The sequence below is a fragment of the Citrobacter sp. CK198 genome, assembly GCF_030333295.1.
GTDB lineage: Bacteria > Pseudomonadota > Gammaproteobacteria > Enterobacterales > Enterobacteriaceae > Citrobacter_B > Citrobacter_B koseri.
Genome location: NZ_JAOWGE010000030.1, coordinates 588,432 through 614,492, shown reverse-complemented (window position 1 = coordinate 614,492; position 26,061 = coordinate 588,432). Strand labels below are relative to the sequence as shown.

General features: G+C 52.8%; 26 protein-coding genes. 20 read left to right on the top strand and 6 right to left on the bottom strand.

Annotated features, from left to right (window positions below; translation table 11 throughout):
• Nucleotides 1-7 precede the first annotated feature (7 nt).
• Complete coding sequence (tyrP, locus tag OGY62_RS11920; protein ID WP_024130240.1) at nt 8-1,219, bottom strand: tyrosine transporter TyrP; 1,212 nt, start codon at nt 1,217-1,219, stop codon at nt 8-10.
• Nucleotides 1,220-1,447: 228 nt separating this feature from the next.
• On the opposite strand from tyrP, the gene OGY62_RS11915 reads away from it, so the two are divergent.
• A complete protein-coding gene (locus OGY62_RS11915) occupies nt 1,448-1,687 on the top strand; it encodes a YecH family metal-binding protein (RefSeq protein ID WP_012131938.1) in 240 nt (79 codons plus the stop codon).
• A 33-nt stretch (nt 1,688-1,720) separates the two neighbouring features.
• On the opposite strand, the gene ftnA is transcribed toward OGY62_RS11915, so the two are convergent.
• Both ftnA and OGY62_RS11905 read right to left on the bottom strand, forming a co-directional pair.
• Nucleotides 1,721-2,218: a non-heme ferritin gene (gene ftnA / locus OGY62_RS11910; protein WP_012131939.1), complete on the bottom strand. Its 498-nt coding sequence runs from the start codon at nt 2,216-2,218 to the stop codon at nt 1,721-1,723.
• Nucleotides 2,219-2,412: 194 nt separating this feature from the next.
• A complete protein-coding gene (locus OGY62_RS11905; protein ID WP_012131940.1) occupies nt 2,413-2,748 on the bottom strand; it encodes a YecR-like family lipoprotein in 336 nt (111 codons plus the stop codon).
• A 259-nt stretch (nt 2,749-3,007) separates the two neighbouring features.
• Between OGY62_RS11905 and OGY62_RS11900 the strand changes: the two genes are divergently transcribed.
• Both OGY62_RS11900 and yecJ read left to right on the top strand, forming a co-directional pair.
• Nucleotides 3,008-3,646 carry an RpiB/LacA/LacB family sugar-phosphate isomerase gene (locus OGY62_RS11900; protein WP_114847782.1) on the top strand — a complete coding sequence of 213 codons (639 nt, stop codon included), beginning with the start codon at nt 3,008-3,010 and terminating at the stop codon, nt 3,644-3,646.
• A gap of 111 nt (nt 3,647-3,757) precedes the next feature.
• Nucleotides 3,758-4,009, top strand: a complete 252-nt coding sequence (gene yecJ, locus OGY62_RS11895) for a DUF2766 family protein YecJ (protein ID WP_012131942.1) — start codon at nt 3,758-3,760, stop codon at nt 4,007-4,009.
• A 62-nt stretch (nt 4,010-4,071) separates the two neighbouring features.
• On the opposite strand, the gene OGY62_RS11890 is transcribed toward yecJ, so the two are convergent.
• The gene (locus OGY62_RS11890) at nt 4,072-4,575 is read right to left on the bottom strand and encodes a non-heme ferritin-like protein (protein ID WP_012131943.1); all 504 of its coding nucleotides are present in this window, start codon (nt 4,573-4,575) and stop codon (nt 4,072-4,074) included.
• A gap of 486 nt (nt 4,576-5,061) precedes the next feature.
• Between OGY62_RS11890 and OGY62_RS11885 the strand changes: the two genes are divergently transcribed.
• The 6 genes from OGY62_RS11885 to otsA all read left to right on the top strand — a co-directional run bounded on the left by OGY62_RS11885 (nt 5,062) and on the right by otsA (nt 11,923).
• Entirely contained in the window at nt 5,062-5,619 is a 558-nt protein-coding gene (locus OGY62_RS11885; RefSeq protein ID WP_115181526.1) for a DJ-1 family glyoxalase III, read from the top strand.
• 318 nt (nt 5,620-5,937) lie between these two features.
• Nucleotides 5,938-6,927 (top strand): arabinose ABC transporter substrate-binding protein AraF, encoded by a 990-nt coding sequence (araF, locus tag OGY62_RS11880; RefSeq protein WP_012131947.1) that lies wholly within the window; start codon nt 5,938-5,940, stop codon nt 6,925-6,927.
• 114 nt (nt 6,928-7,041) lie between these two features.
• Nucleotides 7,042-8,556, top strand: a complete 1,515-nt coding sequence (gene araG / locus OGY62_RS11875) for an arabinose ABC transporter ATP-binding protein AraG (RefSeq protein WP_024130241.1) — start codon at nt 7,042-7,044, stop codon at nt 8,554-8,556.
• A gap of 15 nt (nt 8,557-8,571) precedes the next feature.
• Nucleotides 8,572-9,558, top strand: a complete 987-nt coding sequence (gene araH, locus OGY62_RS11870) for an arabinose ABC transporter permease AraH (RefSeq protein WP_024130242.1) — start codon at nt 8,572-8,574, stop codon at nt 9,556-9,558.
• Nucleotides 9,559-9,723: 165 nt separating this feature from the next.
• Nucleotides 9,724-10,527 carry a trehalose-phosphatase gene (gene otsB, locus OGY62_RS11865; RefSeq protein WP_286459937.1) on the top strand — a complete coding sequence of 268 codons (804 nt, stop codon included), beginning with the start codon at nt 9,724-9,726 and terminating at the stop codon, nt 10,525-10,527.
• Nucleotides 10,502-11,923 (top strand): alpha,alpha-trehalose-phosphate synthase, encoded by a 1,422-nt coding sequence (otsA, locus tag OGY62_RS11860; RefSeq protein ID WP_114847783.1) that lies wholly within the window; start codon nt 10,502-10,504, stop codon nt 11,921-11,923. The genes otsB and otsA overlap by 26 nt, the downstream gene beginning before the upstream one ends.
• A 6-nt stretch (nt 11,924-11,929) precedes the next feature.
• Here the strand turns inward: otsA and uspC are convergent, their stop codons facing one another.
• On the bottom strand, nt 11,930-12,358 hold the full coding sequence (uspC, locus tag OGY62_RS11855) for a universal stress protein UspC (protein WP_012131952.1): 429 nt from the start codon (nt 12,356-12,358) through the stop codon (nt 11,930-11,932).
• A gap of 793 nt (nt 12,359-13,151) precedes the next feature.
• Between uspC and flhD the strand changes: the two genes are divergently transcribed.
• The 6 genes from flhD to cheW all read left to right on the top strand — a co-directional run bounded on the left by flhD (nt 13,152) and on the right by cheW (nt 18,584).
• On the top strand, nt 13,152-13,502 hold the full coding sequence (flhD, locus tag OGY62_RS11850) for a flagellar transcriptional regulator FlhD (protein WP_024130245.1): 351 nt from the start codon (nt 13,152-13,154) through the stop codon (nt 13,500-13,502).
• Between the two features lie 2 nt (nt 13,503-13,504).
• Nucleotides 13,505-14,083 carry a flagellar transcriptional regulator FlhC gene (gene flhC, locus OGY62_RS11845; protein ID WP_024130246.1) on the top strand — a complete coding sequence of 193 codons (579 nt, stop codon included), beginning with the start codon at nt 13,505-13,507 and terminating at the stop codon, nt 14,081-14,083.
• 124 nt (nt 14,084-14,207) lie between these two features.
• On the top strand, nt 14,208-15,098 hold the full coding sequence (motA, locus tag OGY62_RS11840; protein WP_047463125.1) for a flagellar motor stator protein MotA: 891 nt from the start codon (nt 14,208-14,210) through the stop codon (nt 15,096-15,098).
• A complete protein-coding gene (gene motB / locus OGY62_RS11835) occupies nt 15,095-16,021 on the top strand; it encodes a flagellar motor protein MotB (RefSeq protein ID WP_012131957.1) in 927 nt (308 codons plus the stop codon). The genes motA and motB overlap by 4 nt, the downstream gene beginning before the upstream one ends.
• A gap of 4 nt (nt 16,022-16,025) precedes the next feature.
• Nucleotides 16,026-18,059, top strand: coding sequence for a chemotaxis protein CheA (cheA, locus tag OGY62_RS11830; RefSeq protein WP_047463131.1), 2,034 nt, complete (start codon nt 16,026-16,028; stop codon nt 18,057-18,059).
• Between the two features lie 21 nt (nt 18,060-18,080).
• Entirely contained in the window at nt 18,081-18,584 is a 504-nt protein-coding gene (gene cheW / locus OGY62_RS11825) for a chemotaxis protein CheW (protein ID WP_024130249.1), read from the top strand.
• A 158-nt stretch (nt 18,585-18,742) separates the two neighbouring features.
• Here the strand turns inward: cheW and OGY62_RS11820 are convergent, their stop codons facing one another.
• A complete protein-coding gene (locus tag OGY62_RS11820) occupies nt 18,743-20,011 on the bottom strand; it encodes a dicarboxylate/amino acid:cation symporter (RefSeq protein ID WP_286459935.1) in 1,269 nt (422 codons plus the stop codon).
• Nucleotides 20,012-20,414: 403 nt separating this feature from the next.
• Between OGY62_RS11820 and tar the strand changes: the two genes are divergently transcribed.
• From tar to cheY, 5 genes are read left to right on the top strand one after another with little or no spacing between them, the layout of a single operon-like run.
• Entirely contained in the window at nt 20,415-22,073 is a 1,659-nt protein-coding gene (gene tar, locus OGY62_RS11815; protein WP_286459933.1) for a methyl-accepting chemotaxis protein II, read from the top strand.
• A 42-nt stretch (nt 22,074-22,115) separates the two neighbouring features.
• Nucleotides 22,116-23,717 (top strand): methyl-accepting chemotaxis protein IV, encoded by a 1,602-nt coding sequence (gene tap, locus OGY62_RS11810; RefSeq protein WP_115625625.1) that lies wholly within the window; start codon nt 22,116-22,118, stop codon nt 23,715-23,717.
• Between the two features lie 19 nt (nt 23,718-23,736).
• Nucleotides 23,737-24,603: a protein-glutamate O-methyltransferase CheR gene (gene cheR, locus OGY62_RS11805; protein ID WP_047463139.1), complete on the top strand. Its 867-nt coding sequence runs from the start codon at nt 23,737-23,739 to the stop codon at nt 24,601-24,603.
• The gene (gene cheB, locus OGY62_RS11800; RefSeq protein ID WP_012131966.1) at nt 24,600-25,649 is read left to right on the top strand and encodes a protein-glutamate methylesterase/protein glutamine deamidase; all 1,050 of its coding nucleotides are present in this window, start codon (nt 24,600-24,602) and stop codon (nt 25,647-25,649) included. The genes cheR and cheB overlap by 4 nt, the downstream gene beginning before the upstream one ends.
• 16 nt (nt 25,650-25,665) lie before the next feature.
• Nucleotides 25,666-26,055 (top strand): chemotaxis response regulator CheY, encoded by a 390-nt coding sequence (cheY, locus tag OGY62_RS11795; RefSeq protein ID WP_012131967.1) that lies wholly within the window; start codon nt 25,666-25,668, stop codon nt 26,053-26,055.
• Nucleotides 26,056-26,061 lie beyond the last annotated feature (6 nt).

The window sequence follows — 26,061 nt, the reverse complement described above, 5'->3', positions numbered from 1 at the left end:
TTTTGTTTTATCCCACTTCAGGCAGCAGCCCGGCGGCGATACAGAACTGTACGCCGATCACCACTATCCCACAGGTAAAGACGAGGGCTAATGCCGGAACGCCGCCCGCTACGCGATACGTTGCCTGCGGATTATGCTTCCTGCTTTGCCACGCGAGCAGGGAAGGGATCAGCAACGCCAGCACTGCCAGCGCGACGCCAGCGTATCCCAGCGCCATCACAAAGCCGCGCGGGTAAAAGAGTGCGAACGCCAGTGGCGGCAGGAAGGTAATCGCGCCGGTTTGCAGACGCCCGGCGACGGTGTTGCGTCGCTGGAACAGATCTGCCAGATAATCAAATAATCCCAGCGCCACACCCAAAAACGATGTCGCCAGCGCCAGGTCGGCAAACAGATGCACCGCCAGTTCAACGTGCGGCGAGGCAACCACCTCACGCAAGGCCTGCAACAGGCCATTTAACCCGGCATGATCGGCCAGCAAGCCCATAAAGGTAGAGGAGTTGATACTGCCGAGCGTGGCAAGCTGCCAGAAAATGTATGCCACCAGCGGGATTGCGCTACCGGTGATAAATACCCATCGCAGTTTGCGAATATTACCGTTCATATAGCTGACGATGCTGGGTACGCTGCCGTGAAAACCGAACGACGTAAAAATGACCGGAATTGCTGATAATGCCAGACCCTGTTGCAGCGGCAGCGTAAGCAGATTCACTTTATGAATATGCGGCATCAGCAGCGCCAGCATAGCGATCAGGAAGATAATTTTGGCACTGAAGAGAAAGCGGTTGAACAGATCGACCAGCGAGGTTCCGACGCACACGACGCCACCGGCAACCACGGTGAACAGCAAAACGCCCATCGCCGGAGACATATCGGCGCCCGTCCAGTCGCTGATGCTTGAGGCCAGCAGTTCGCCAGCCCCGCTGATATAGGCCGCTGTGAGCGCATACATCAGAAACATCATGCTAAAGCCGGTGATCCATTGCCCATAACGTCCGAGGTAGCGTTTTGCCAACGTTCCTAACCCGGTATCTGCCGGAACGTGCTGATATACTTCCAGGAGCAACAGCGCGGTGTAGCACATCAATGCCCATAACCCAATCAATAACGCCAGTGTGACGCTGAAACCAACGCCAGCGGCGGCTAACGGCATCGCCAGCATACCGGCGCCGATAGTGGTGCCCGCCACGATAAAAACACTACCCAGAGTTCTATTTTTCACGCTTTCCTCTGTCCCAGAGATAATCAACGGTTATATCTGCGGCGCAGGGTAAGGCATAACATTATTTTCGTCAAATGACCGTTACAACATGTGTATACCATTGTTTACGAAAATTGGCATGAAGGCGTGCGCCACCACGATTGCATCGGCTGTGCATGTAAACCTGCGTTAGCGCAAAGCACTATTCACCGGCTCCCGGTAGGCTACAGGCTTTATTGAGGAGGATGTATGGATTCTATTCACGGCCACGAAGTGCTGAATATGATGATTGAGTCAGGCGAGCAGTATTCGAATGCCAGCCTGGAAGCGGCGATTACGGCGCGTTTTGGTGAACAGGCGCGTTTTCATACCTGTTCGGCTGCTGATATGACGGCGGCGGAGCTGGTGGCGTTTCTGGCGGCGAAGGGTAAGTTTATTGCGAAGGATGACGGCTTCTCTACGCACGAAAGCAAGATCTGCCGCCATTGAGCGTAAACGGTGAGGGGGCCTCACCGTTTAATTTTAGTTTTGGGTATCAAGCGTAGACAGTTCTTTATCGATGAAGTACAGACCTTCACCGCTTTTCCCTGCCAGCGTTAATTTATCAATAATAGATTTAAATAACTTCTCTTCTTCATGCTGTTCAGCGACATACCATTGCAGGAAGTTGAATGTCGGATAATCCTGGTTGGTCATCGCGGCATGCGCCAGTTCATTAATTTTCTGCGTAATTAATTGTTCGTGTTCGTAGGTGGCGCGGAACAGTTCATCCAGTGAAGCATATTCGGCAGCAGGCGAAGAGATCGTATTGATGCACGGTAAGCTACCGGTATCAGTCAGATAATCGAACAGACGCTGCATATGCGTCATCTCTTCCTGCGCGTGACGACGCAGGAACGCTGCCGCCCCTTCAAAGCTATGGTAGCTGCACCATGCGCTCATCTGTTGGTAGAGCAGAGAAGAATATAATTCAAGGTTCATTTGCTCATTCAGTTTGTCGATCATTTCTGTTTTCAGCATGGTTCCGCTCCACAAAGAATCATTATACGTTGATGTGGCGTCACTATAATTTGTTATTTAATTATTTGCAAAAGGTAAAATAATAAATTTAATTATTAAAAATGCGAATGGGAATAAAACGCATTAACGCTATTAAATATAAAAATATGCAATGAGAATAATTAAAGCCAGCAGCGTCATGCTGGCTAAAGATATTAATACCCGCCAACGGATATTGGCTGGATGGCTACGCCCTGACACTGATAAGACAGCGTGATTCTGGTGTTCATACACAGCGAACCGGCATAAACGCTACAGGTTGACACTGGCTGACCGAATGCGATGGCGTTGGCGTATCCCATCTGCTGACATTCGCGTGTCGCCGTACCGTGCGCAACATAATCATCCGCGCGCGCCGTTTGCATCATCGCCTGGTTATAACTGAGGCGGACAATCCCGCTTGTCGGGTTGGTTTCACTGACCTGCGCTTGTTTGGTGAGGGTACATCCCGTCAGGGCTATGAGTGAGAGGCCAAGGATAAAGGTTTTCATAATATCGCTCTGAGAATCCGGTGACAGCACATCCTATCTTGAACAGTAGACATTCAATGGCCTGAATAGCTTAAGAATTGCCCATGATTAATCCCAACGACACCGGCTCTTTGTGCGATACGGGAAAAGTGTGAGCACATCTTAATTTTTTAAAACCATTTTTCACTAAATTTGAAAGTATGTTTGCGAGATAGTAATGTGACGTATACGTCAACGACTCACGGCGGGATTTCCCGCGACGCATTCAGGAGAAGACAGAATGAAAATTGCACTGATGATGGAAAACAGCCAGGCAGGTAAAAATGCCACCATTCATCGCGAGCTTAAAGCGGTAGCGGATGAAAAGGGATTCCCTGTTTTCAACGTCGGGATGAGCGATGAAAACGACCATCATCTGACTTATATCCACCTTGGTATTATGGCCAGCATTCTGCTTAACGCCAAAGCGGTGGATTTTGTTGTGACGGGTTGCGGCACCGGGCAGGGCGCGCTGATGTCGCTGAATATTCATCCGGGCGTGGTGTGCGGCTACTGCATCGACCCGGCGGATGCGTTCCTGTTTGCGCAGATTAACAACGGTAATGCGCTTTCTCTGCCATTCGCAAAAGGCTTTGGCTGGGGTGCGGAGTTGAATGTGCGTTTCATCTTTGAAAAAGCATTCACCGGCCGTAACGGGGAAGGGTATCCACCAGAACGTAAAGAACCGCAGGTACGTAACGCGGGCATTCTGAACCAGGTGAAAGCGGCGGTGGTGAAAGAAAACTATCTGGATACGCTGCGCGCCATCGATCCTGAACTGGTGAAAACGGCGGTCTCTGGCCCACGTTTCCAGCAGTGTTTCTTTGACAATTGCCAGGATAAAGAGATCGAAGCGTTCGTTCGCGGCATTCTCGGTTAATGTGTCATGTAAGCCGGATAACGCGGCGTTTATCCGGCTTACCGCGTTTGCTTTGCTACCGTTTCTTCTCCTGAATGGGTACTATGGCGGCCTTTCTATAAGGAGCTTACTATGTCCCAACCACTGAACGCCGATCAGGAACTGGTCTCTGACGTTGTTGCCTGCCAGTTAGTTATCAAACAGATTCTGGATGTTATTGACGTTATTGCCCCGGTTGAAGTTCGGGAAAAGATGTCCAGCCAGTTGAAAAACATCGATTTTACCAGCCACCCTGCCGCAGCGGACCCGGTTACTATGCGGGCCATTCAAAAGGCGATTGCGTTGATTGAGCTGAAATTCACGCCGCAGGACGAAGCGCACTAAAGTAAAGCGACTGTGTAACAGCCTCCCGGTACGGGAGGCGTAACGTCGTGGCAATATAGCGGTTAGTGGTGTTGATAGTTGACGACGTTGAGTAAGTGTTTGTCCGTTTGCACCATACACAATCCCGCGCGTTTTGCGCTGCGAACTTCATCGAGAATCGTCTGTAACAGAACGCCATCCTGCTGCTGATCTTTTTCCAGGTCGTGGAGAAAGTTGAGCGTTGGCGCGTCATTCATTGCTTTGGCTTCGTCGGTTAAGCGTGAGAGCGTGCTGGCGCGTTGCTGATACTCATCCAGCGTTTTTTGAAATAACTCTTCAAGACAGGTTAACTCTTCGCCGGGAACATCAATGGCTCTCACGATGGGGTTGGCGCCTGCGTTCTTCATAAAATTGAACATGCGCATCATCTGGGTCACGTTTCCCTGCGCCTGGGTACGAAGAAAAGTCGCCGTACCGGTCAGACTGTGGTCAAAACACCAGTCGCTCAGGTGGAGGTAGAGGTTAGATGCGTAAAACTCAAGGTTCATTTGGGTGTTGAGCTTATGAACCATTCCAGCTGTCGCCATATCAATATCCTTATTTCCAGAAAGGGTGATGCGCGTTACTCATGTATGCGCAATGAATACTGTTAGCAGAATAAATCCGTTCTGCCGGTCCTTTATGTGATCAAAAAGCTGATTCCGTTGCCGATCGAAAATAAGCATAGCGCCAGTACGGCTATAAGAAAATCCTTAAATCCCAATGTTTATATTTTTTTACAGTTTGCTGAAGGTATATCGCTGACGGCGAATGTAAGAATATAACGGATGTTGATATACATGATTGATTTTACGTGATTTTAATTTGATATTTATTTTTGAAATGATGTTTCATATCACAAAAGAAAATACACCGGCGTGTTAGGATCGAATAATTAGCGGGCGAAACAGTTCTGGCCGAAATTATCGACAACGTTTTTTGCGCCAGATCATTTTTGCCCATTTTTTAAATATAACCGAATGAACAATTTGTCATTTCGGTGTGATTAACACGAGTAAAGCGAGGAGTCGTAAATGAAAAAGGTCGCTGTCCTGCTGGCGCCAGGATTCGAAGAAGCAGAAGCCGTGGTCACTATTGATATTCTGCGTCGCCTGAATATTGATGTTGAAACGCTGGCCTGCGCGGAATCTCGCGCGGTAGTGAGTTATCACGACATTCCAATGGTTGCGGACAACACCCTCGCCGGGCGTCTGGACACGTTGTATGACGCTATCGTCTTGCCCGGCGGCCCGCAGGGGAGCGCTAATCTGGCCGCCAGCGCACAGGTGATCGACTTCGTTTCCCGCCATGACGCTGCGGGTAAACTGATCTGTCCGGTCTGCTCCGCCGCAGCGCGTGTGCTGGGGGGCAATGGTCTGCTGAAAGGACGCCGTTACGTCTGCTCTGGCGACCTATGGGAAAATGTGACTGACGGTGAATATGTTGATGCGCCGGTGGTGGAAGATGGCAATCTCTTGAGCGGCAAAGGGTTAGGGCATATTTTTGATTTTGCGCTGACGCTGGCTGCTCGTCTGTCAGGGGATGACGCTTCTGTTCGCGATCATGCCGATCATATTTACTATACCTGGTAAAGCATATGTCCCCGGATGCGCCTGCATTCGGGGACAAGGATTTGCTGGCTGATGTTATGGACTAATCTGCTACCCCTTTTTTATTTGTCTGACAAAACCTTCTTTTTTTATGTCATTTTCCGCTGAATTTATGTACGCAATTACTGTAATTCTGCGGTGTGATGCCGCTCTCCTATGGAGAATCAATTTCCCGCTACAACTAACACCAGCACGGGTATCAATCCTTGGCTTTTAAGGTAATACCTTGTTTTACGGCTAAATTACAAAGAATCGTTCGATTTTACCCTACATAAAAGAACGCTAAAGCTGGAGTTAACCATGCACAAATTTACTAAAGCGCTGGCAGCCATCGGTCTGGCTGCCGTTATGTCACAATCCGCTATCGCGGAAACCATGAAACTCGGTTTTCTGGTGAAACAACCGGAGGAACCCTGGTTCCAGACAGAATGGAAATTTGCCGATAAAGCCGGGAAAGATCTGGGTTTTGAGGTCATTAAAATTGCGGTGCCGGACGGTGAGAAAACCCTGAACGCCATCGACAGCCTGGCGGCGAGTGGGGCAAAAGGCTTCGTTATTTGTACCCCGGACCCGAAACTGGGTTCAGCGATCGTTGCAAAAGCGCGTGGGTATGACATGAAGGTAATCGCCGTGGACGATCAGTTCGTCAACGCGAAAGGTAAGCCAATGGACACCGTACCGCTGGTGATGATGGCGGCCACGAAAATTGGCGAGCGCCAGGGGCAGGAGCTGTATAAGGAGATGCAAAACCGCGGCTGGGATGTGAAGGAAACGGCGGTGATGGCGATTACCGCTAATGAACTGGATACCGCGCGTCGCCGCACATCCGGCTCGATGGAAGCGCTGAAAGCTGCGGGCTTCCCGGAAAAACAGATCTATCAGGTTCCAACGAAATCCAATGATATTCCCGGCGCATTCGATGCCGCTAACTCTATGCTGGTTCAACACCCTGAAGTGAAACACTGGCTGATTGTCGGCATGAATGACAACACCGTGCTGGGCGGCGTGCGCGCCACCGAAGGTCAGGGCTTTAAGGCGGCGGACGTTATCGGCATCGGCATTAACGGTGTGGATGCGATCAGCGAACTGTCAAAAGCGCAGGCGACAGGATTCTACGGCTCGTTGCTGCCCAGCCCGGACGTACACGGCTATAAATCCAGTGAAATGCTCTACAACTGGGTAACCAAAGATGCGGAACCGCCAAAATTCACTGAAGTGACCGACGTGGTGCTGATCACCCGTGACAACTTCAAAGAAGAACTAGCGAAAAAAGGTTTAGGCGGCAAGTAACACAAATGCCGGATGGTGACGCGAAAACGGCTTATCCGGCCTGCGAATTGCGTATTCAGTAGGCCGGATAAGGCAACGCCGTCATCCGGCAAAATCCTGACTCACGGAGACGTTATGCAACAGCCCACCCCATATCTCTCATTTCGCGGCATCGGGAAAACGTTCCCTGGCGTTAAGGCGCTGACGGATATCAGTTTTGACTGTTATGCCGGTCAGGTGCATGCGCTGATGGGCGAAAATGGCGCCGGGAAGTCCACACTCTTAAAAATTCTCAGCGGCAACTATGCGCCAACCACGGGATCGCTGGCGATCCGTGGGCAAGAGATGACCTTTGCCGACACCACGGCTGCACTGAATGCCGGTGTCGCCATTATTTACCAGGAACTGCATCTCGTGCCGGAAATGACCGTTGCGGAGAATATCTATCTCGGCCAGCTCCCGCATAAGGGGGGGATTGTTAACCGGACGCTGCTCAACTACGAAGCCGGTCTTCAGTTACAACATCTGGGGATGGATATCTCCCCGGATACCCCGCTGAAATACCTCTCGATTGGCCAGTGGCAAATGGTGGAGATTGCGAAAGCGTTAGCGCGTAACGCCAAAATTATCGCTTTCGATGAACCGACCAGCTCGCTCTCCGCCAGGGAGATCGAGAACCTGTTCCGGGTAATTCGCGAACTGCGCAAAGAAGGGCGCGTCATTCTGTATGTGTCGCACCGTATGGAAGAGATCTTTGCACTGAGCGATGCCATTACCGTGTTTAAAGATGGCCGCTACGTTAAAACGTTTACCGATATGCAGCAGGTTAACCATGACGCGCTGGTTCAGGCGATGGTTGGGCGCGATCTCGGCGATATCTACGGCTGGCAGCCTCGCGCCTGTGGCGCAGAGCGGCTGCGGCTGCAAGAGGTGAAAGCGCCGGGCGTTCGCGCGCCTGTCAGCTTATCCGTACGCAGCGGCGAAATTGTCGGCCTGTTTGGTCTGGTTGGCGCCGGGCGCAGTGAATTAATGAAAGGGCTGTTCGGCGGAACGCGCATCACCGGAGGGCAGGTGTTCATTGATGAGCAGCCCATTGATATCCGCAAACCGGCGCACGCGATTGCGGCAGGCATGATGCTGTGCCCGGAAGATCGCAAAGCGGAGGGGATCATTCCTGTGCATTCGGTTCGCGACAATATCAACATCAGCGCCCGACGTAAGCATGTGCTGGGCGGGTGCCTGATCAATAACGGTTGGGAAGAGAGCAATGCCGAACACCATATTCGCTCCCTCAATATAAAAACGCCAGGTGCTGAGCAACTCATTATGAATCTCTCCGGGGGGAATCAACAGAAGGCGATTCTGGGACGCTGGTTATCGGAAGAGATGAAGGTCATTTTGCTTGATGAGCCGACGCGCGGTATCGATGTCGGCGCAAAACACGAGATCTACAACGTTATTTACGCGCTGGCGGCGCGCGGTGTGGCCGTGCTGTTTGCCTCCAGCGATCTGCCGGAAGTTCTTGGTGTTGCCGACCGTATTGTGGTGATGCGTGAAGGTGAGATCGCCGGTGAATTACTTCACGAACAGGCGGATGAACGGCAGGCCCTGAGCCTTGCTATGCCTAAAGTCAGCCAGGCTGTCGCCTGAGTAAAGGAGAGTAAGATGTCTTCTGTAACTACATCCGGTTCTGGCGCACCTAAGTCGCCGTTTAGCTTCGGGCGTATCTGGGATCAATACGGCATGCTGGTGGTGTTCGCCGTCCTGTTCCTGGCGTGTGCGATCTTTGTGCCTAACTTTGCCACGTTCATCAACATGAAGGGGCTGGGGCTGGCGATTTCGATGTCGGGTATGGTGGCGTGTGGGATGCTGTTTTGTCTGGCGTCCGGCGATTTTGACCTCTCCGTCGCCTCGGTGATTGCCTGTGCTGGCGTCACCACCGCCGTGGTCATCAATATGACCGAAAGCCTGTGGATTGGCGTGGCGGCCGGGCTGCTGCTGGGCATACTCTGCGGACTGGTGAACGGTTTTGTTATCGCGCGTTTAAAGATCAACGCCCTGATTACCACGCTCGCCACGATGCAGATTGTCCGTGGTCTGGCCTATATCATCTCTGACGGTAAAGCGGTAGGGATTGAAGATGAGCGCTTCTTCACCCTCGGGTATGCCAACTGGTTTGGGCTGCCTGCGCCGATCTGGTTAACGGTAGGGTGCCTGGTTATCTTTGGTTTATTGCTGAATAAAACCACGTTTGGCCGCAATACGCTGGCGATTGGCGGGAATGAAGAAGCGGCGCGTCTGGCCGGGGTGCCGGTAGTACGCACGAAGATCATTATCTTCGTTCTCTCCGGGCTGGTATCGGCGGCGGCGGGGATTATCCTGGCATCGCGCATGACCAGCGGCCAGCCAATGACCTCCATTGGTTATGAACTGATTGTGATTTCAGCCTGCGTATTAGGCGGTGTCTCCCTCAAGGGCGGCATCGGAAAAATCTCATATGTGGTCGCGGGGGTGTTGATCCTGGGGACGGTGGAAAACGCCATGAACCTGCTGAACATTTCCCCCTTTGCACAGTACGTCGTGCGCGGCTTAATCCTGCTGGCAGCGGTAATCTTCGACCGTTACAAACAAAAGGCGAAGCGCACCGTTTAATGAAATAAACCGTAACTATTCAGTTTAGCTCCTCCCGATAGCCAGCCGCTACCCCGGCTGGCTATTGTCTTTCTAAATGGCGAGCAGCGTCACACTGTCTATACTTACATGGCTAATGGGGCCGATCCGCGCGCCTCAAAAACGATGATTAAGGAGGAGAACAGGGTGGCAGAACCGTTAACCGTATCCCCCGAACTGTCCGCAAACTATGCTTATTTTTTCGATCTTGATGGGACGCTGGCGGAGATTAAACCACACCCGGATCAGGTGGTGGTGCCGCACAATATTCTCCAGCTGTTACACCGCCTCTCGACGCATAACGCAGGGGCGCTGGCATTGATTTCAGGGCGCTCAATGGCTGAGCTTGATGCGCTCTCAGCCCCCTTTTGCTTTCCCCTTGCCGGGGTGCATGGGGCGGAACGCCGTGACATCAATGGTAATACCCATATCGTGCGCCTTCCGCAGGCGATAGCACGCGATGTCAGCGCGCAGCTGCACGCCGCGCTGGGAAATCTTCCAGGGGCGGAACTGGAAGCGAAAGGCATGGCCTTTGCGCTGCATTACCGGCAGGCGCCGCAGCATGAGGCGACGTTGCTGGCGCTGGCGCAGCACATTACGCAGAAATGGCCGCAGCTTGCGCTTCAGCCGGGTAAATGCGTGGTGGAGATTAAACCGAAAGGCGCGAACAAAGGGGAGGCCATTGCCGCGTTCATGCAAGAAGCGCCATTTGCAGGGCGTATCCCTGTCTTTGTGGGCGATGACTTGACGGATGAGGCGGGCTTTGACGTCGTCAATAATTTGGGAGGGATTTCAGTCAAAGTGGGTGCCGGGGCGACCCGGGCAACAGGACGTCTGGCAGGCGTTCCTGAGGTCTGGCGCTGGCTGGAAGAAATTAACAATCCACAAAAAGAAAAAAAATTAATGAATGACAGGAGAGATGGCTATGAGTCGTTTAGTCGTAGTATCTAATCGAATTGCTCCCCCGGATAATAAAGGCGGCGCGGGTGGCCTGGCAGTTGGCGTACTGGGCGCGTTGAAAGCGGCGGGCGGATTGTGGTTCGGCTGGAGTGGCGAGACGGGCAACGAGGATAAGCCGTTAAAAAAGGTCACACGAGGCAATATGACCTGGGCGTCTTTTAATCTGAGCGAGCAGGACTACGAGGAATATTATTGCCAGTTTTCGAATGCGGTCTTATGGCCTGCCTTCCATTATCGACTCGATCTGGTGCAGTTCCAGCGCCCCGCGTGGGAAGGGTATTCACGGGTGAATGCGCTGCTGGCGGATAAGCTGCTGCCCTTACTGAAAGATGACGATATTATCTGGGTTCATGACTATCATTTATTGCCGTTTGCCAGTGAATTGCGCAAGCGGGGCGTGAATAATCGCATAGGCTTTTTCTTGCATATCCCTTTCCCGACGCCGGAAATTTTCAATGCCTTGCCGCCGCACGATACGCTGCTGGAACAACTGTGTGATTTTGACTTACTGGGATTCCAGACGGAAAACGACCGCCTGGCGTTTCTGGACAGTCTGTCAAGCCAGACCAGAGTAACCACGCGCGGCAGTAAGAGCCACTCGGCATGGGGGAAATCCTTCCGCACTGAGGTCTATCCTATTGGCATTGAACCTGACGAGATCGCACAACAGGCTTCCGGGCCGTTGCCGCCGAAACTGGCGCAGCTAAAAGCGGAGCTGAAAAATGTGCAAAACATTTTTTCCGTCGAGCGTCTGGATTACTCCAAAGGATTACCGGAGCGTTTCCAGGCGTATGAAGCGCTGCTGGAGAAATACCCCCAGCACCACGGGAAAATTCGCTATACGCAAATAGCGCCGACCTCGCGTGGTGAAGTGCAGGCTTATCAGGATATCCGCCACCAACTGGAGACGGAAGCAGGGCGTATCAACGGTAAATATGGACAGCTTGGCTGGACGCCGCTCTACTATCTTAACCAGCACTTTGATCGCAAGCTGCTGATGAAGGTGTTCCGCTACTCGGATGTCGGGTTAGTGACCCCGCTGCGGGATGGTATGAATCTGGTCGCGAAAGAGTTTGTCGCCGCGCAGGACCCGGCAAATCCCGGCGTTCTCGTTTTGTCACAGTTTGCCGGTGCGGCGAATGAGTTGACGTCCGCGCTCATTGTTAACCCTTATGATCGGGATGATGTGGCCGTAGCGCTCCACCGCGCGTTGACCATGCCGCTTGCCGAACGCATTTCACGCCACGCGGAAATGCTTGAGACGATTATTAAAAATGATATTAATCACTGGCAGCAACGGTTTATTCGCGACCTAAAGGATGTCGCGCCACGTAGCGCAGAAACGCTGCATCGCAATAAGGTCGCCACCTTCCCAAAGCTTGCCTGACGCCCGCTAATCACCGGCAAGCGGAACCAGCAATACATCAACTTCACTGGCGCTAACGACACTTTTCGCTGAGCAGGACGCTCGCGAAAAGAAGCTGTGATTATGATTGCCGCAAATGACCAAATCCACCTGCTGCTTACGACACACATCCAGAATATGCGCGCTTAACTCCCCGTAAGTAATGAATGTTTGTTCAATCGGGTAGTCTGCCTTCGCACTCAGTTTGTCGAGAAAATCCTGCGTCTCTTCATGCATCACCTCCCGCAAATCTTCCAGCATGGGGGCGGCGAATTGATTATACAGCTCGGGATCAGAGGCGAGGGTAATCAGGCTAATGCGGGCATTGACGGGACGAGCAATGGAGACAGCTTTCGCTAACAGCTGCTGACTTTCGGGGGTAACGGCGACGGCGACAAGAATATGCGTATAGCTCATAACTCGCTCCTTATTGCAAGAATATGAGGTTTCTTCTTCAGCTTTACTCTGTTTAGTCGAATTCTGCAATGTTTTCCTGTGACGATAGTGTGAAGGTTATCATAATAATTCATTAATTATTCTTATAAATGGAATAGTGGCATAACGCACATTGTAAACGTTATTGCGCGCTTTAACTTAAATCGACCAATTATGAAAACAAAATGTTAATTACGATGTAACAAAAATTAACTTGTTATGCATCATAGATACCGTCTATTGGTTAACCCTGCTTAATATTTAAGTGGTTGTTTAGAAACGATTAAATTATTTTACGTCCCCGACAGGAATATTCAGGAAGGGGGATATTTTCAGATGTTATTTTAACGGTGCTAAACATAACGCATGAGTGATTATTTACGCACATATTCGTGTATCTGGAATAGAAAAACTGAACGAAAGGCTAAAAAATAATCAAAATAAAAGTTCAACTGATGGATTTATGTTAAGTATTTGGATGATTTATGTGATCTGGATCACATATTTCTCAAATTCGCAGCCCGGCTCAGTTGTATGTGTTCGTGCTGACGAGTAGAGTTGCGTCGAATTAGGAAAAATCTTAGGCATTTTGTAATAAATCATGTAAACGTGTAAAAACCTGACACCCCATTAAGGGGGGTTTTACTGTATGCATCGGTGCCTGGGCGTGGCTATGCATTTGACCTTTTTGCTTTTTTTACCGGGGATTCCCGGCGACATCACGGGGTGCGGTTACACCGCATAAAAATAAAGTTGGTTATTCTGGATGGGAACAATGCATACATCCGAGTTGCTGAAACACATTTATGACATCAATCTGTCATATTTACTCCTTGCACAGCGTCTGATCGTTCAGGACAAAGCATCCGCGATGTTCCGCCTTGGTATCAGTGAAGAGATGGCGAACACGTTGGGTACTCTGACTCTTCCACAAATGGTTAAACTGGCCGAAACGAACCAGCTGGTATGTCATTTCCGTTTTGACAACCACCAGACAGTTACCCAGCTGACCCAGGATTCTCGCGTTGACGATCTTCAGCAAATTCATACCGGTATCATGCTTTCAACACGCCTGTTACACGATGTGAATCAGGCCGATGATGCGGCGCGTAAGAAAAGGGCTTGATGATGAGTGAAAAAAGCATTGTTCAGGAAGCTCGCGATATCCAGTTAGCGATGGAATTGATCTCTTTGGGCGCCCGTTTGCAAATGCTGGAAAGCGAAACGCAGTTAAGTCGTGGTCGCCTCATCAAATTATACAAAGAGTTACGCGGCAGTCCTCCGCCAAAAGGTATGCTTCCTTTTTCAACGGACTGGTTTATGACATGGGAGCAAAACATTCATGCCTCCATGTTTTGCAACGCCTGGCAGTTCTTACTCAAAACCGGTCTGTGCAGCGGCGTGGATGCGGTCATTAAAGCGTACCGTCTGTATCTGGAACAGTGCCCGCAGGCGGAAGACGGGCCATTGTTGGCGTTAACACGCGCATGGACGCTGGTGCGTTTCGTGGAAAGCGGGTTGCTTGAATTATCGACCTGTAATTGCTGTGGCGGGAATTTTATTACCCATGCGCATCAGCCTGCGGGAAGTTTTGCCTGTAGTTTGTGCCAGCCGCCGTCCCGCGCAGTAAAAAGACGTAAACTTTCCCAAAATGCTGCCGATATTATTCCACAACTGCTGGATGAACAGATCGAACAGGCTGTTTAACCGATACGGTGTGGACAAACACTCCAGCAGCGGTAAGTAATTACCGCTGCTTTTTTTTGCCTTGCCGACGTGTTATTCGCCCGACTGTACATCCTGTTTTAGTCAACAGCGGAAGGATGATGTCGTGCTTATCTTATTAGGTTACCTGGTAGTTCTCGGTACAGTTTTCGGTGGTTACATGATGACCGGCGGACACCTTGGAGCACTCTATCAACCGGCTGAATTCGTCATCATCGGTGGTGCGGGGATCGGGGCATTCATTGTCGGTAACAACGGCAAAGCGATCAAAGGGACGTTAAAGGCGATCCCGTTACTGTTTCGTCGTTCGAAATACACAAAAGCGATGTACATGGATTTGCTGGCGTTGCTCTATCGCCTGATGGCCAAATCGCGCCAGCAGGGGATGTTCTCGCTGGAACGTGACATTGAAAACCCGAAAGAGAGTGAAATTTTTGCCAGCTATCCGCGTATTCTGGCCGACGCGGTCATGCTTGATTTTATCGTCGATTATCTGCGCCTGATCATCAGCGGCAACATGAATACCTTTGAAATTGAGGCGCTGATGGATGAGGAAATTGAAACCCACGAAAGCGAGGCGGAAGTTCCTGCCAACAGCCTGGCGCTGATGGGCGATTCATTACCGGCATTTGGTATCGTTGCGGCGGTCATGGGGGTTGTCCATGCGCTGGCTTCCGCCGATCGTCCGGCGGCTGAACTGGGGGCGCTGATCGCCCATGCGATGGTGGGGACATTCCTCGGGATTTTATTGGCCTATGGGTTTATCTCGCCACTCGCCAGCGTGCTGCGTCAAAAGAGCGCTGAAACCACCAAAATGATGCAGTGCGTAAAAATCACACTGCTTTCTAACCTGAACGGTTATGCGCCGCCGATCGCCGTCGAATTTGGTCGTAAAACATTGTATTCCAGCGAACGACCTTCGTTCATTGAGCTGGAAGAGCACGTACGCGCAGTGAGAAACCCGAACCAGCAGCAGACGACGACCGAGGAAGCATGAAGAATCAGCCCCATCCAATTATCGTCGTAAAACGGCGGAAACATAAGGGTCACGGCGGGGCGCATGGCTCCTGGAAAATTGCTTACGCCGACTTTATGACGGCGATGATGGCTTTTTTCCTCGTCATGTGGCTGATTTCTATCTCCAGTCCTAAAGAATTGATTCAAATTGCCGAATATTTCCGTACGCCGCTGGCAACAGCGATAACGGGCGGACATCGCATCGCGAACAGTGAAAGTCCGATCCCCGGCGGCGGCGAGGACTACACCCAGCAGCAGGGTGAAGTGAACAAGCAACCCAATATTGATGAACTGAAAAAGCGTATGGAGCAGAGCCGTCTGAGCAAATTGCGCGGCGACCTGGATCAGCTGATTGAGTCCGATCCCAAACTGCGCGCATTGCGGCCGCACCTGAAGATTGACCTGGTTCAGGAAGGGCTGCGCATTCAGATTATCGACAGCCAGAATCGCCCGATGTTTAAGACGGGCAGCGCGGAGGTTGAACCTTACATGCGTGACATTCTGCGTGGTATTGCGCCGGTGTTGAACGGTATTCCTAACCGCATCAGCCTTTCCGGTCATACGGATGATTTCCCGTACGCCAGCGGCGAACGGGGATACAGCAACTGGGAATTGTCGGCCGACCGCGCCAATGCCTCGCGTCGCGAGCTGGTGGTTGGCGGTCTGGATGATGGAAAAGTATTACGGGTGGTAGGCATGGCCGCCACGATGCGTCTGAGCGATCGCGGTCCTGATGACGCCATCAACCGCCGTATAAGTCTGCTGGTGTTGAACAAGCAGGCAGAAGAGGCCATTTTGCATGAAAACGCTGAAAGCCAGAATGAGCCGGTAAGTGTCTTACAACAGCCAGCGGCACTCCCGCCGGTAAGCGTTCCCACATCGCCACCAGCCAATCCGAGGTGATAGCGTGAGCATGGATATTAGCGATTTTTATCAGACATTTTTTGATGAAGCTGACGAGCTGTTGGCTGACATGGAGCAGCACCTGCTTGATTTGGCGCCTGAAGCCCCGGACTCTGAGCAACTGAATGCCATTTTTCGTGCGGCGCACTCCATTAAAGGCGGTGCAGGTACTTTCGGCTTTACCGTTTTGCAGGAAACAACCCACTTGATGGAAAACCTGCTGGATGAAGCCCGGCGCGGTGAGATGCAGCTCAATACCGACATTATCAACCTGTTTTTGGAAACGAAAGATATTATGCAGGAACAGCTCGACGCCTATAAAAGCTCGGAAGAGCCGGATGCCGCAAGCTTCGAATATATCTGCAACGCGTTACGTCAGTTAGCGCTCGAGGCGAAAGGGGAAACCGCTCCGGCGGTGGTTAACGCTGCCAAACTGAGCGTCGTCGACGGTACGGCGATACAGGAAGAGGCAGTCGCACAGGAAAACAGCGCGGAAGAGAGCAAACTGCGCGTGGTTCTTTCGCGCCTGAAAGCCAATGAAGTCGATCTGCTTGAAGAAGAGTTGGGCAACCTGGCCACCTTAACGGATGTGGTGAAAGGCGAGGATTCGCTGTCCGCGACCCTCGACGGCACGATTGCGGAAGATGACATCATTGCGGTGCTCTGCTTTGTGATTGAAGCCGATCAGATAGCCTTTGAGACGGTCTCCTCAGCCCCGGTCGCGCAGGTCGAAGAGCCTGTTGCCGTGGCAACAACGCCGCAACCGACCGCAGTGGTACCTGTTGCCAAAGCCGCCGCCAGCGAACCGCAGTCCGGGCGCGCCGAGCGTGAAAAGCCGGCCCGTGAGCGAGAGTCGACCAGTATTCGCGTGGCGGTTGAGAAAGTAGACCAGTTGATCAACCTGGTCGGCGAACTGGTGATTACTCAGTCAATGCTGGCCCAGCGTTCTAATGAACTGGACCCGGTTAATCATGGCGATCTCATCACCAGCATGGGTCAGTTACAACGTAACGCCCGCGATCTGCAAGAGTCGGTGATGTCGATTCGTATGATGCCGATGGAGTACGTCTTCAGCCGCTTCCCGCGTCTGGTGCGCGACCTGGCGGGGAAACTGGGCAAACAGGTTGAACTGACCCTCGTCGGCAGCTCGACGGAACTGGATAAAAGTCTGATTGAACGCATTATCGACCCATTAACCCACCTGGTGCGCAACAGCCTCGATCACGGTATCGAGATGCCGGAAACACGCCTTGAAGCCGGGAAGAATGCGATCGGTAATCTGATCCTCTCCGCTGAACACCAGGGCGGCAATATCTGCATTGAAGTGACCGATGACGGCGCGGGGCTGAATCGCGAGCGCATTCTGGCGAAAGCTGTCTCTCAGGGGATGGCGGTCAACGAAAACATGACCGATGAAGAAGTGGGCATGTTGATTTTTGCACCGGGCTTCTCCACCGCCGAGCAGGTGACGGATGTTTCCGGTCGCGGCGTGGGCATGGACGTGGTGAAACGTAACATCCAGGAGATGGGCGGCCACGTTGAAATCCAGTCGAAGCAGGGGACGGGCACCACCATTCGCATTCTGCTGCCGCTGACGCTGGCTATTCTGGACGGGATGTCCGTCCGCGTGGCGGGCGAAGTGTTCATTCTGCCGCTGAATGCGGTAATGGAATCGCTGCAACCGCGTGAAGACGATCTGCACCCGCTGGCCGGAGGCGAGCGCGTACTGGAAGTGCGCGGCGAGTATCTGCCGCTGGTGGAACTGTGGAAAGTCTTTGATGTCGTTGGCGCCAAAACTGAAGCCACGCAGGGCATTGTGGTGATCCTGCAAAGCGGCGGTCGCCGTTACGCACTGCTGGTTGATCAGCTTATTGGACAGCACCAGGTGGTAGTGAAAAACCTGGAAAGCAACTATCGCAAGGTGCCTGGCATTTCTGCGGCGACGATTCTGGGCGACGGCAGCGTGGCGCTGATCGTTGATGTCTCCGCATTGCAGGGTTTAAACCGTGAACAACGTATGGCGATCACAGCCGCCTGATTGAGTGAGAAAGGTAATTATATGACCGGTATGAGTAATGTAACCAAACTGGCCGGCGAGCCGTCAGGTCAGGAATTCCTGGTATTTACACTGGGAGATGAAGAGTACGGTATCGACATCCTGAAAGTGCAGGAGATCCGTGGCTACGATCAGGTCACGCGCATCGCCAACACGCCTTCTTTTATTAAAGGGGTGACGAACCTGCGCGGCGTGATTGTGCCGATTGTCGATCTGCGCGTGAAGTTTTGCCAGGGCGACGTTGAGTATAACGATAACACGGTGGTCATCGTGTTGAATCTGGGACAACGCGTGGTAGGGATTGTGGTGGACGGCGTGTCTGACGTGCTGTCGCTGACGGCGGAGCAAATTCGCCCGGCGCCGGAGTTTGCCGTTACCCTGTCTACGGAATATCTGACCGGTCTGGGCGCGCTTGGCGAACGTATGTTGATCCTGGTGAACATTGAGAAACTGCTGAACAGCGATGAGATGGCGCTGCTTGATATCGCCGCTTCCCACGTTGCATAACCGTTGACTGCCTGTGCCGGATGGCGCTTTGCTTATCCGGCCTACGGGTGAGGCGCTCTCTGTTTGTGCCGGATGACGCTTCGCTTATCCGGCTTACACATGACTCATCACTGTATGTAGGCCGGATAAGGTGTTTACACCGCCATCCGGCAAATACATTACCCCACTAACTGCTGCGGAACGCGTTCTTCCGCGTCCTCTTCCAGCAAACCTTCATTCTGCGCCAGCATCGCGGTAGCAATGCCGTTTCCTAACACGTTAATGGCGGAACGTCCCATATCAAGAAAATGGTCAATCCCCATCAGCAACAAAATGCCCGCCACTGGAATATTGAAGCTCGGAATCGTGGCGGCCAGCACCACCAGCGCAGAACGCGGTACGCCTGCAATTCCTTTTGACGCCAGCATCAGCGTCAGCATCAGCACCGTAATTTCCGCAAAAGAGAGATGAATATTATAAGCCTGCGCGATAAACATCGACGCGAAAGAGCAGTACACCATTGAGCCGACGAGGTTAAAGGAGTAACCAATAGGCAGCACAAACGACACGATGTTACGTGAGCAGCCAAACTTCGTCAGTTGTTCCAGCGTTTTCGGGTAAGCGGCTTCAGAGCTGCTGGTAGTAAAGGCGACCAGCACCGGATCTTTCAACATGCTGACTAACCGGAACACCTCTTTTTTCAGCACCATATAGCCCACGGCCAACAGCACCAGGCAGGTCAGCAGGATCGCCACATAGTAGCCGCCGATAAACGACGCGTAGTTAAGCAGAATCCCCAACCCCTGGGTGGCGATCACCGAGGAGATCGCGGCAAAAATGGCCAGCGGCGCAACGTACATCACGTAGCCGGTCACTTTCAGCATAATATGTGAAACCACATCCAGGGCGGCGACCAGCGGCGCGTTGAATTTCTCGCCAAGCGACGCGCCGCCAATACCGAAGAACATGGAAAACACGACGATCTGCAAAATTTCATTATTGGCCATCGCCCCGGCAATGCTGGTCGGAATGGTGTGCGACAGGAATCCTTTTAAGCTCATGCCGCCCACTGCAAGCCCGGTGTCGACCGATTCTGCCGGAATTGCCAGATTCAGACCGCTGCCCGGATGCTCAATCGTCACGATAAACAGCCCCACCAGAATGGACAACACGGAAGAACTGATAAACCAGACCATCGATTTACCGCCAACGCGGCCGATAGTGGCGGTTTCGCCCAGACGCATGATGCCCACGGTTAGCGTGCTGAAAACCAGCGGGGCAATCACCATTTTAATGAGCCGTAAGAAAATATCGGTGAGGAGCGTGATGTTATCGGACCAGGCGGCGATCGCCTCCTGTGACGCGTAAGAGTGAATCACCGCGCCTGACAGGATGCCTGCCAGCATGAAGATCACGATAAATAACGTGAGTTTGTTTGCACTTGCCACTGAAAAGCCCTCTGGCTGGATTTAACATGTTGTTGTCAGTAACGCTTTTGTTTTATTTATTGAGTCGCACTGAAATATTCATCATATAAATTGAATTAAAGCGCAGGGGGATACAACTATTTTTTATTATTTATTCATTTTGTTGTGTTCTGACGGCTGTGCTTATGTGATCAGAGTCACATAAGAATCGTTTTTGTCGGCAAAATGCAAACTGTCCAGGAAGGTGATGAATGTTAATATAATGATAATAATGATGTTTTTCTGTCAATGTCTGGTTGCCGCCCCAAAACCGCCAGCCGCGATCCGCCAATCGCGCTTCCTGCTTCTATTTCCTTTTCGCAAATGTAAAGTTCTCTTCTCTGGTGCCGATAACGTTGATAACTCGTTTTCAGGAAGGTGCCTTATGTTTAACCGTATCCGCGTTGTCACAATGCTGATGATGGTGCTGGGGGTTTTCGCACTGCTACAGCTTGTTTCCGGTGGTCTGTTGTTTTCGTCATTACAGCAGAACCAGCAAAGTTTTGTTATTTCAAATGATTTACGCCAGCAGCAGAGCGAACTGACCTCGACATGGGATCTCATGCTGCAAACGCGTATTAACCTGAGCCGTTCTTCGGCCCGCATGATGATGGATGCCTCTAATCAGCAGAGCAGCGCGAAAAACGACCTGCTGAAAAACGCCAAAAGCACGCTGGAGCAGGCGGCAACGCATTATGCCAACTTCAAAAATATCAATCCGCTGCCGGAGATGGCGGAAGCCAGCGGCAATGTGGATGAAAAATACCAGCAATACCATGCGGCGCTGGCGGAACTGGTTCAGTTCCTCGAAAACGGCAACATGGATGCCTACTTCGCGCAGCCAACCCAGGGGATGCAGAACGCACTTGGCGAAGCGCTGGGCAAATACGCTGGCGTGAGCGAAAAACTGTACAGCAAGGCGTTTGATGAGAGCGCGCGTGACTACCATTTTGCCCAGTGGCAATTGGGTATTCTGGCGGTTGTCCTGGTGCTGATTCTGGTTGTGGTGTGGTACGGCATTCGTCATACCTTGCTGAATCCGCTGGCGCGAGTGATTGCCCATATTCGTGACATCGCCAGCGGCAACCTGACCAATACGCTGACCGTCTCCGGGCGCAATGAGATCGGCGAACTGGCGGGAACCGTTGATCATATGCAGCGTTCGCTGATAGAGACGGTGACTCAGGTACGTGAAGGGTCTGACGCCATCTATTCCGGCACCAGCGAAATCGCTACGGGCAACACCGATCTTTCCTCCTGCACCGAGCAGCAGGCGTCGGCGCTGGAAGAAACGGCTGCCAGCATGGAACAGCTCACCGCGACGGTGAAACAGAACGCCGACAACGCCCGTCAGGCGTCGCACCTGGCGCAAAGCGCCTCCGACACCGCGCAACACGGCGGGAAAGTGGTGGATGGCGTGGTCAACACCATGCATGAAATTGCCGACAGCTCGAAGAAGATCGCCGACATCATCAGCGTTATCGACGGCATTGCATTCCAGACCAATATTCTGGCGCTGAACGCTGCGGTTGAAGCCGCGCGCGCCGGGGAGCAAGGGCGCGGGTTTGCGGTGGTGGCAGGGGAAGTGCGTAACCTGGCAAGCCGCAGCGCGCAGGCGGCGAAAGAGATCAAAGCGCTCATTGAAGATTCCGTTTCGCGGGTGGATACCGGCTCCGTGCTGGTGGAAAGCGCCGGTGAAACGATGAGAGACATTGTCAACGCCGTAACCCGCGTGACGGACATCATGGGTGAAATCTCGTCGGCTTCCGATGAGCAAAGCCGCGGGATCGATCAGGTGGCGCTGGCCGTCTCTGAGATGGATCGCGTCACGCAGCAGAACGCCTCGCTGGTGCAGGAGTCGGCGGCCGCAGCGGCCGCGCTGGAAGAGCAGGCCAGCCGTTTAACGATGGCGGTATCCGCGTTTCGTCTGGCATCTCGTCCATTAACCGTAAAAACAGACCTGAATACAACCACAGCGGCGTCGCGTACAGCGCAACCGCGCCAGCTTGCAACTGAACAAGATACTCACTGGGAAACATTTTGATCGTCTTTTAATCGTGGCCTTTGCCGCCTAATGGGAGCGTTGATGTTTAATCGTATTCGAATCTCGACCACGCTGTTTTTAATCTTGATCCTCTGCGGTGTTTTGCAGATTGGCAGTAATGGCTTGTCATTTTGGGCATTTCGCGATGGTTTTCAGAGTCTGAACCAGGTCGAGCAGAGTAATCAGCAACGCGCAGCATTGGCGCAAACACGCGCCGTTTTATTACAGGCCAGTACCGCGCTGAATAAAGCCGGAACGTTAACCGCGCTGAGCTATCCACCCGAGGATATCAAACAGCTGATGATCACCGCCCGGGAAAGCCTGGCGCAGTCCGGCGTTGTGTTTAAAGGTTTTATGGCGACAGAGGCGAGTACGGAAGAGGGGAAAGCGTTACAGGCCGCCACGGAAAAAAGTTATACGCAGTGGTATAGCGATCTGGAGCATCAGGCCACCTGGCTTGAAAGCAACCAGCTGTCGGATTTTCTGACCGCGCCGGTACAGGCATCGCAGGACGCCTTTGACGCCAACGTCACTACCTGGCAGCAGAATATCAACCATGTTCTGGAGACGGCCAGCGAACAGGGAAAAGACAATTATCACCGCTCGGCGATCATTTTTATCACGATGGTGATCGTCGCAGCGTTGTTAACCACCGGGGCGCTGTTCTGGTCACGCAAAATGATTGTTCAGCCGTTGGCGATTATCGGCAGCCATTTTGACAGCATTGCGGACGGAAACCTGGCGCGGCCGATCGCCGTGTATGGGCGCAACGAGATTTCCGCTATTTTCGCCAGCCTGAAGGCCATGCAGCAGGCGCTGCGCGAAACGGTCAGCGACGTGCGGCAGGGCAGTTTAGCGATGCATACTGGCATTTCGGAAATCGCGATGGGCAATAACGATCTGTCGTCGCGTACCGAACAGCAGGCGGCGTCGCTGGCGCAAACCGCAGCCAGTATGGAGCAGCTAACGGCAACGGTCGGGCAGAACGCCGATAACGCCCGTCAGGCCTCCGGTCTGGCGAAAAGCGCGGCGGATACCGCGAAAAAAGGCGGCGACCAGGCTTCGCGTATGGCCAGCACAATGCAGGATATTGCCGCCAGTTCGCAGAAAATTGGCGACATCATCGGCGTTATCGACAGCATTGCGTTTCAGACCAATATTCTGGCGCTGAATGCGGCGGTCGAAGCGGCGCGGGCCGGTGAGCAGGGGCGCGGTTTTGCCGTTGTCGCAGGCGAAGTGCGTAACCTGGCGAGCCGTAGCGCACAGGCGGCCAAAGAGATTAAAGGATTGATTGAGGAGTCCGTAAACCGTGTGCATCAGGGATCGCAACTGGTGGACACCGCCGCGAATACCATGACGGAGATCGTCAGTTCGGTAACCCAGGTGAACGACATTATGGGCGAAATCGCCTCGGCCTCCGATGAACAGCGCAGAGGAATTGAGCAGGTGGCGCAAGCCGTCAGCCAGATGGATCAGGTGACGCAACAAAACGCCGCGCTTGTCGAAGAAGCCGCCGCCGCCACCGATCAGTTAGCGAACCAGGCAGACCATCTCTCTGCCCGTGTCGCGGTATTTAAGCTTGAAGAGCAAGTCGTAACACAACAAGAGTCGGCGCCGCCGCAAGCGGTACCCGTTGTATCCTGAATGTGATTGAGAAGGCGCTATGACATCATCGCTGCCCACCGGGCAAACGTCATTATTGTTACAGATGACACAGCGCCTCGCGCTGTCTGACGCGCATTTTCGTCGGATATGTCAATTAATCTACCAGCGCGCGGGAATCGTGCTGGCGGACCACAAGCGGGATATGGTTTACAACCGCCTGGTCCGTCGCCTGAGAACGCTGGGGCTGGATGATTTCGGCCGTTATCTCAGCATGCTGGAAGCCAACCAGAACAGCGCTGAGTGGCAGGCTTTTATTAACTCATTGACCACTAACCTGACGGCCTTCTTCCGTGAAGCGCATCACTTCCCGGTACTGGCGGATCACGCGCGTCGCCGCAACGGGGAATACCGTGTGTGGAGCGCGGCGGCCTCTACCGGAGAGGAACCCTACAGCATCGCCATTACGCTGGCGGATGCCTTAGGGATGGCGCCGGGGCGCTGGAAAGTTTTCGCCAGCGATATCGACACCGAAGTGCTGGAAAAGGCGAGAAGCGGGATTTACCGTCAGGACGAGTTGAAAACGCTGTCGCCACAACAGTTGCAGCGTTATTTCATGCGCGGTACAGGCCCGCATGAAGGGCTGGTGCGCGTGCGACAGGAACTGGCTAATTACGTTGAGTTTTCCACCCTCAACCTGCTGGATAAACAGTACAACGTTCCCGGGCCATTCGACGCGATATTTTGCCGTAACGTCATGATCTATTTTGATAAAACAACGCAGCAGGACATTCTGCGTCGTTTTGTTCCACTCCTTAAGCCTGACGGACTGCTGTTTGCGGGTCACTCAGAAAACTTTAGCAACCTCGTGCGCGACTTTAGCCTGCGCGGACAGACGGTGTATGCGCTAAGTAAGGACAAAGCATGAGTAAAATCAGGGTGTTGTCGGTTGACGATTCAGCGCTGATGCGCCAAATCATGACCGAAATTATTAACAGCCATAGCGATATGGAAATGGTGGCGACGGCGCCCGATCCGCTGGTTGCCAGGGATTTAATCAAAAAATATAACCCCGATGTGCTGACGCTGGATGTGGAAATGCCGCGCATGGACGGTCTCGATTTCCTTGAGAAACTGATGCGTCTGCGTCCGATGCCAGTGGTTATGGTCTCCTCTCTGACCGGGAAAGGTTCAGAGGTGACGCTGCGCGCGCTGGAACTGGGGGCGATTGATTTTGTCACCAAGCCCCAGTTGGGCATTCGCGAGGGGATGCTGGCGTACAGCGAGATGATCGCAGAGAAAGTCCGCACCGCGTCACGCGCTCGCCTGGCGGCGCATAAGCCAATGGCTGCGCCTGTGACGCTAAAAGCGGGGCCGCTGCTCAGTTCTGAAAAACTGATCGCGATTGGCGCCTCGACGGGGGGAACCGAAGCCATACGTCATGTGCTGCAACCGCTGCCGCTTTCCAGTCCGGCGGTGATCATCACCCAGCATATGCCGCCCGGTTTTACCCGTTCGTTTGCCGAGCGGTTAAATAAGCTCTGCCAGATTAGCGTGAAAGAGGCGGAAGACGGCGAACGCGTGCTGCCAGGCCATGCCTACATCGCCCCCGGCGACAAGCATATGGAGCTGACGCGCAGCGGGGCGAACTATCAAATCAAAATTCATGACGGGCCGCCGGTTAACCGCCATCGCCCGTCAGTGGATGTGCTGTTTCATTCGGTCGCAAAACATGCGGGGCGCAATGCGGTAGGGGTCATCCTTACCGGCATGGGCAACGATGGCGCGGCCGGAATGTTAGCGATGCACCAGGCTGGCGCCTGGACTATCGCGCAAAACGAAGCAAGTTGTGTGGTGTTCGGCATGCCGCGCGAGGCCATCAATATGGGTGGCGTGAGCGAAGTGGTCGATCTTAGCCAGGTAAGCCAGCAGATGCTGGCGAAAATCAGTGCCGGACAGGCAATACGTATTTAACGAGGAGTATTTTTTTATGGCGGACAAAGAGCTCAGATTTCTGGTTGTGGATGACTTTTCCACCATGCGTCGCATCGTGCGCAACCTGCTAAAAGAGCTGGGTTTCAATAACGTCGAAGAGGCCGAAGATGGCGTTGACGCACTGAACAAATTGCAGGCAAGCGGCTTTGACTTCGTAATTTCTGACTGGAACATGCCCAACATGGACGGTCTGGAACTGCTGAAAACGATTCGCGCTGATGGCGCAATGGCGTCATTGCCGGTGCTGATGGTGACCGCAGAAGCGAAGAAAGAGAACATTATCGCGGCTGCGCAGGCGGGCGCCAGCGGCTATGTGGTGAAACCGTTCACTGCGGCGACGCTGGAAGAGAAACTCAACAAAATCTTTGAGAAACTGGGCATGTGAGGGTCT

Excerpts from the sequence above, each read along its gene's own strand:
- OGY62_RS11915 (WP_012131938.1), top strand. The coding sequence starts at position 1,448 with ATGGATTCTATTCACGGCCACGAAGTGCTGAATATGATGATTGAGTCA.
- ftnA (WP_012131939.1), bottom strand. The coding sequence starts at position 2,218 with ATGCTGAAAACAGAAATGATCGACAAACTGAATGAGCAAATGAACCTT.
- OGY62_RS11905 (WP_012131940.1), bottom strand. The coding sequence starts at position 2,748 with ATGAAAACCTTTATCCTTGGCCTCTCACTCATAGCCCTGACGGGATGT.
- OGY62_RS11900 (WP_114847782.1), top strand. The coding sequence starts at position 3,008 with ATGAAAATTGCACTGATGATGGAAAACAGCCAGGCAGGTAAAAATGCC.
- yecJ (WP_012131942.1), top strand. The coding sequence starts at position 3,758 with ATGTCCCAACCACTGAACGCCGATCAGGAACTGGTCTCTGACGTTGTT.
- OGY62_RS11890 (WP_012131943.1), bottom strand. The coding sequence starts at position 4,575 with ATGGCGACAGCTGGAATGGTTCATAAGCTCAACACCCAAATGAACCTT.
- OGY62_RS11885 (WP_115181526.1), top strand. The coding sequence starts at position 5,062 with ATGAAAAAGGTCGCTGTCCTGCTGGCGCCAGGATTCGAAGAAGCAGAA.
- araF (WP_012131947.1), top strand. The coding sequence starts at position 5,938 with ATGCACAAATTTACTAAAGCGCTGGCAGCCATCGGTCTGGCTGCCGTT.
- araG (WP_024130241.1), top strand. The coding sequence starts at position 7,042 with ATGCAACAGCCCACCCCATATCTCTCATTTCGCGGCATCGGGAAAACG.
- araH (WP_024130242.1), top strand. The coding sequence starts at position 8,572 with ATGTCTTCTGTAACTACATCCGGTTCTGGCGCACCTAAGTCGCCGTTT.
- otsA (WP_114847783.1), top strand. The coding sequence starts at position 10,502 with ATGAGTCGTTTAGTCGTAGTATCTAATCGAATTGCTCCCCCGGATAAT.
- uspC (WP_012131952.1), bottom strand. The coding sequence starts at position 12,358 with ATGAGCTATACGCATATTCTTGTCGCCGTCGCCGTTACCCCCGAAAGT.
- flhD (WP_024130245.1), top strand. The coding sequence starts at position 13,152 with ATGCATACATCCGAGTTGCTGAAACACATTTATGACATCAATCTGTCA.
- flhC (WP_024130246.1), top strand. The coding sequence starts at position 13,505 with ATGAGTGAAAAAAGCATTGTTCAGGAAGCTCGCGATATCCAGTTAGCG.
- motB (WP_012131957.1), top strand. The coding sequence starts at position 15,095 with ATGAAGAATCAGCCCCATCCAATTATCGTCGTAAAACGGCGGAAACAT.
- cheW (WP_024130249.1), top strand. The coding sequence starts at position 18,081 with ATGACCGGTATGAGTAATGTAACCAAACTGGCCGGCGAGCCGTCAGGT.
- tar (WP_286459933.1), top strand. The coding sequence starts at position 20,415 with ATGTTTAACCGTATCCGCGTTGTCACAATGCTGATGATGGTGCTGGGG.
- tap (WP_115625625.1), top strand. The coding sequence starts at position 22,116 with ATGTTTAATCGTATTCGAATCTCGACCACGCTGTTTTTAATCTTGATC.
- cheR (WP_047463139.1), top strand. The coding sequence starts at position 23,737 with ATGACATCATCGCTGCCCACCGGGCAAACGTCATTATTGTTACAGATG.
- cheB (WP_012131966.1), top strand. The coding sequence starts at position 24,600 with ATGAGTAAAATCAGGGTGTTGTCGGTTGACGATTCAGCGCTGATGCGC.
- cheY (WP_012131967.1), top strand. The coding sequence starts at position 25,666 with ATGGCGGACAAAGAGCTCAGATTTCTGGTTGTGGATGACTTTTCCACC.